The sequence below is a fragment of the Klebsiella sp. 141251 genome, assembly GCF_050600725.1.
GTDB classification, from domain to species: domain Bacteria; phylum Pseudomonadota; class Gammaproteobacteria; order Enterobacterales; family Enterobacteriaceae; genus Klebsiella; species Klebsiella aerogenes.
On sequence record NZ_JAQIRG010000028.1, the window covers coordinates 1 to 515 of the forward strand.

A 515-nucleotide genomic window follows, 5' to 3' on the forward strand; every position below is an offset into this window, starting at 1 on the left:
TCTTTGATACCAACGATTTCAACTTCTTCACCAACTTTGATGATACCGCGCTCTACACGACCGGTAACAACGGTACCACGACCGGAGATGGAGAATACGTCTTCGATCGGCAGCAGGAACGGCTTGTCAATCGCACGCTCTGGTTCCGGGATGTAAGAATCCAGGAAGCCAGCCAGTTCGATGATTTTCGCTTCCCACTCTGCGTCGCCTTCCAGCGCTTTCAGAGCAGAACCACGAACGATCGGAGTGTCGTCGCCCGGGAAATCGTACTGAGACAGCAGTTCACGAACTTCCATCTCAACCAGTTCCAGCAGCTCTTCGTCATCAACCATGTCGCATTTGTTCAGGAACACGATGATGTACGGAACGCCTACCTGACGACCCAGCAGGATGTGCTCACGAGTCTGCGGCATCGGGCCGTCAGTCGCAGCAACAACCAGGATCGCGCCATCCATCTGAGCAGCACCGGTGATCATGTTTTTAACATAGTCGGCGTGGCCCGGGCAGTCTACGTG

Annotated in this window: 1 protein-coding gene; it reads right to left on the bottom strand. The window is 54.4% G+C overall.

The features are described from left to right. Positions 1-515 (bottom strand): GTP-binding protein (locus PGR09_RS24500; RefSeq protein ID WP_227511109.1); only part of this gene is annotated, 515 nt, incomplete at both ends.